Origin of the sequence: Streptomyces sp. NPDC006309, from assembly GCF_040613095.1 — a bacterium.
Taxonomy (GTDB): Bacteria; Actinomycetota; Actinomycetes; order Streptomycetales; family Streptomycetaceae; genus Streptomyces.
The window spans coordinates 1-5238 of record NZ_JBEXRO010000057.1 but is presented as its reverse complement, the minus strand read 5'-3'; the positions used below and the strand labels follow the sequence as shown (position 1 = coordinate 5238).

Sequence of the window (5238 nt, the reverse complement as noted above, 5' to 3'; positions counted from 1 at the left end):
CGTACGGTCGGACACGTCGGCGGCCCGCAGGGACACCGACTCGGCGCCCAGCTCCGACAGTTCGGCCACCAGCTCCGTGGCACCCCCGGCCTCCGCACCGCGCCGGCTGGCCAGCACCAGGTGCCGCACCCCGTGGCGTACCACCAGGTGGCGGGCGACCAGCGCGCCGAGCGAACCGGTACCCCCCGTGACCAGGACCGTGCCCTCCGGACGGAACGCCACGGCCTGCCCACCGTCGGCCGGCTCGCCCGCCGTCGGCTCGGCCCGCACCAGGCGCGGCACCGACAGGGCCGCACCGCGCACCGCCACCTGCGGTTCCCCGGAGGCGAGGACGGTGGCGAGGAGGCCGTCGGACGGGTCGTCGGTGGCCGGGTCGGTGGCCGGGTCCAGGTCGAGCAGGACGATCCGGTCCGGGTTCTCGGCCTGGGCCGCGCGGATCAGGCCCCAGACCGCCGCGCCGGCCGGGTCCGTCACCGCGCTGTCGCCGCCCGCGGGCACCGCGCCCCGGGTGACCACCAGCAGCCGCGCGTCCTCGGCGTCCTCGTCGGCGAGCCACGCCTGGACGACCTCCAGGGCGGCGGCGGTCCGGGTCAGTGCCTCCTCGTCGTCGTCGCCGGTGCCCCGGAGGTCCAGGACGGCGGCCTCGGACAGCTCGCTGTTCAGCGCGGTCACGTCGGCCGCGGTGGTGACCCGCGCCCATGCGGGTGCCGTCTCCGCTGTCCTGGCCGTTGCGGGCAGGTCGGTCCAGGCCACGGTGAACAGGGCGTCGCGGTCCTCGCCGGCCGACGCGGCGGCGTCGAGCTGTCCGACGTCCACCGGCCGGAAGGTCACCGAGTCGACGGTCAGGACGAGACCGCCGTTCTCGTCGGCCGCGACGAGGGACAGCACGTCCGTTCCGCGGGGCGTGATCCGTACCCGGAGGGAGGCGGCGCCGGCGGCGTGCAGCTCCAGTCCGGTCCACGAGAACGGCAGGACGTTGTGCCCGTCGTCCGGCTGGGCGAAGGCGTCCGTGTGCAGGGCCGCGTCGAGCAGGGCCGGGTGGAGGCCGAACCGCGCCGCCTCGTCGCGCCGCTCGTCCGGCAGGGCGACCTCGGCGAAGATCTCCTCGCCGCGCCGCCACACGGCGCGCAGCCCCTGGAACGCCGGGCCGTAGGCGTAGCCGTGGCTCAGCAGGCCGGCGTAGAAGGCGGTGATGTCGAGGTCGACCGGTTCGGCTCCGGCGGGCGGCCAGACCGTGGTGTCGAAGGCGGGGGTGTCCGCCGCCGACGCCGTCACGGTGCCGGTGGCGTGCCGGGTCCAGGCGTCGGAGCCGACCTCGCCGGTGGTGTTCTCCCGGGCCGAGTAGACGGCGACGGTCCGCAGTCCGCTGTCGTCCGGTCCGCCGACGGCGACCTGGACCCGGACACCACCCTGCTCGGGAACAACCAGCGGGGCCTCGATGACGAGTTCGTCCAGCACCCCGCAGCCGACCTCGTCACCGGCCCGCACGGCCAGCTCGACCAGGCCGGTGCCGGGCACGAGGACCACGCCTCCCACGGCGTGGTCGGCGAGCCAGGGATGGGTGCGCAGGGAGAGCCGGGAGGTGAACAACACCCCGCCGGTCTCCGGCACCTCCACCACCGCGCCCAGCATGGGGTGGTCCGCCGTGCCCTGGCCCAGGGCGACCGCGTCGGTGGCGGGTGCTGTCCGCAGCCAGTAGTGGCGGTGGTCGAAGGCGTACGTCGGCAGGTCCACGCGGGCGTCGGTGGCACCCTCGGGGAGGACGGCCGCCCAGTCCACCTTCGCGCCGCGCACGAACAGTTCCGCTACGGACAGCAGGAGGGTCTGGGCCTCTCCGCGGTCGTCGCGCAGGGCGGGCACGCTGACCGCGTCGTCGCCGGCCGACTGCGCGATCGCGCCGGTCAGGGCGCCGCCGGGGCCGAGTTCCAGGAAGACCGACCCGCCCGACGCGGCGATGCCGTCGGCGAAGCGGACCGGGCGGCGGACGTGGTCGACCCAGTAGGCGGGGTCGGTCAACTGGCCGGGCTCGGCCAGCTTTCCGGTCACGTTCGAGACGACGGGGATGGCCGGCTCGTTCCAGGTCAGCCCCGACAGCACCTCGCCGAACTCGGCGAGCATCGGCTCCATCAGCGCCGAGTGGAAGGCGTGCGAGACGGTCAGCCGCTTGACCCGGCGGCCCTGTTCGCGGATCTTCTCGGCGACGGCCGTGACGGCTTCCTCGTCACCGGAGAGCACCACCGAGCCGGGCGCGTTCACCGCCGCCAGATCCACACCCGAGCCCAAGTGCTCGGCGACCTCCGCCTCGGTCGCGGCCACCGCGACCATCGCGCCGACCGGTGCCAGGGCCTGCATCAACCGGCCGCGAGCGGCGACCAGCGCCGCCGCGTCCGTCAGCGACAGCACCCCGGCGACATGCGCGGCGACGACCTCGCCGATCGAATGCCCGGCCACCACGTCCGGCCGCACACCCCACGACTCCACCAGCCGGAACAGGGCCGACTCCACCGCGAACAGACCCGCCTGCGTGAAGACGGTCTGGTCCAGCAGCCCGGCGCCGGCGTTGCCGACCTCGCCGAACACCACGTCCTTGACGGGGTGGTCCGCCCAGCCGGCCAGCTGTGCGTCGAGCGCGGCGCAGGCCTCGTCGAAGGCGCGGGCGAACACCGGGTAACGGTCGTACAACTCGCGTCCCATGCCCAGGCGTTGGGAGCCCTGTCCGGGGAACACGACGACCGTGCCACCACTGCTCTCCGTGCCGGTGACCACGGCCGGCGACGACTCGCCGGCCGCCAGTGCCGCGAGCCCGGCCACCGCCTCCTCGCGCGAGCCGGCGACGACCACGGCCCGTTCGGGGAGCGCGGCCCGCCGGGAGACGAGCGCTCCGGCGACGGCCGCCGTCGGGGCGTCGGTGCCGCCGAGGAACTCGGCGAGCCGTCCGGCCTGTCCGGCCAGCGCGTCGGCGCCGCGGGCCGACACCACCAGCGGCAGCACACCGTCGGCGGGGGTGACCGGCTTCGCGGCCGGCTCCTCCTCGGGTGCCTGCTCCAGGATGACGTGGGCGTTGGTGCCGCTGACGCCGAAGGCGGAGACGCCGGCGCGGCGCGGGCGGCCGGTGTCCGGCCAGGCCCGGGCCTCGGTGAGGATCTCCACCGCGCCCGCCGACCAGTCGACCTCGGTCGACGGCTGGTCGACGTGGAGGGTGGGGGGCAGCACCGCGTGCCGCAGTGCCTCGACGGTCTTGATGACGCCGGCGACACCGGCCGCGGCCTGGGCGTGGCCGAGGTTGGACTTCACCGACCCGATCCACAGCGGCTCCGCGCGGTCCTGCCCGTAGGTGGCGAGCAGGGCCTGCGCCTCGATCGGGTCACCGAGCACCGTTCCCGTGCCGTGCGCTTCGACGGCGTCCACCTCGGACACCGAGAGACCGGCGTTCGCCAGCGCCTTGCGGATCACCCGCTGCTGGGAGGGTCCGTTGGGGGCTGTGAGCCCGTTGGAGGCGCCGTCCTGGTTGACGGCGCTGCCGCGTACGACGGCCAGGACCTGGTGGCCCTTGCGGCGCGCCTCCGACAGCCGCTCCAGTACGACGACACCCGCGCCCTCGGCCCAGCCGGTGCCGTCCGCGCCGTCCGCGAAGGCCTTGCACCGGCCGTCGGGCGAGAGGGCCTGCTGGCGGGAGAACTCCACGAACGTGTACGGGTTGGCGAGGACGGTCGCGCCGCCGGCGAGGGCCATGGAGCACTCTCCGTTGCGCAGCGCCTGAGCCGCGAGGTGCAGGGCGACCAGCGACGAGGAGCACGCGGTGTCCACGGTCACGGCGGGGCCCTCGAGGCCGAAGACGTACGACACCCGGCCGGAGGCCACGCTGCCCGCCGAGCCGGTCGCGGTGAACCCGGCCAGCTCCGGGGGGAGTTCGCCGCCGAAGCCGTAGCCCTGGGTCATCACGCCGGAGAACACGCCGACGTCGGTGCCCTTCAGGGAGGTCGGGTCGATACCGGCCCGCTCCAGCGCCTCCCAGGAGGTCTCCAGCAGGAGCCGCTGCTGCGGGTCCATCGCCAGGGCCTCACGCGGCGAGATACCGAAGAAGCCCGCGTCGAACAGGCCGGCGTCGTGGAGGAAGCCGCCCTGGTCGACGTACGAGGTGCCGACGCGTCCCGGGTCGGAGTCGAACAGGCCCTCCAGGTCCCAGCCGCGGTCGGACGGGAAGCCGGACATCGCGTCCCGTCCCTCCGCCACCAGCCGCCAGAGGTCCTCGGGACCGGTGACGCCGCCGGGCAGCCGGCAGGCCATGCCGACGATGGCGATCGGCTCGCCGGGGTCGGCCGCGGCGACGGCCGGTTCCGGGCCGGCGGGTGCCGCGGTGACGTGGCCGAAGTGGCTGTGCAGATGGCGGGCGAGGGCGAGCGGGGTCGGGTAGTCGAAGACGACGGTGGTCGGCAGGGTCAGGCCGGTGGCCTCGCGGACGCGGTTGCGCAGTTCCACGGAGGTGAGGGAGTCGAAGCCGGCGTCCTTGAACGCCTTGTCCGCCCTGACCTGGTCGGCGCCCGCGTGGCCGAGGACGGCCGCGACCTGGCCGCGTACGACGTCGAGGAGCAGCGCTTCCTGCTCGTCGGGGGCGAGTCCGGCGAGCCGGTCGGCCAGGCCGCCGCCGGTGCGGTCCGCGGCGGCGGTCCGGGCGGCCTGCCGGGTGACGCGGATCAGGCCGCGCATCAGGGGCTGCACGGCGCCGCCGGCGGCGGCGTCGGCGCGGGCGGCCCGCAGGTCCAGTTTGATGGGGACGAGGAGTGCCTCGCCCGTGTTCAGGGCCGCGTCGAAGAGGGCGAGGCCCTCGTCGGGGGTCAGGGCGCGGACGCCGCCCCGGCTCATACGGGCCTGGTCGGTGTCGCTGAGGTGGGCGGTCAGGCCGGTGCTCTGCTCCCACAGACCCCAGGCCAGGGACACCGCGGGCAGGCCGGCGGCGCGGCGGCGGGCCATCAGGCCGTCGAGGTAGGCGTTGGCGGCGGCGTAGCTGCCCTGGCCGGCCGAGCCGAACAGGCCGGCGCCGGAGGAGTAGACGGCGAACGCGGTGAGGTCCAGGGTGCGGGTCAGCTCGTCCAGGTGGGCGGCGGCGCCGGCCTTGGGGGCGAAGACGCCCGCCATCCGTTCGGGGGTGAGGGCGCCGATCACGCCGTCGTCCAGGACGCCCGCGGTGTGGACCACGCCCGTCAGGGGGTGCTCGGCCGGGATGGAGTCCAGCAGTTG

1 protein-coding gene is annotated in these 5238 nt (G+C 75.4%); it reads right to left on the bottom strand.

Annotation, left to right across the window (positions count from 1 at the left end):
- Nucleotides 1–5238: beta-ketoacyl synthase N-terminal-like domain-containing protein (locus ABZ117_RS34080; protein WP_356826664.1), on the bottom strand; the 5238-nt coding region annotated here is incomplete at both ends.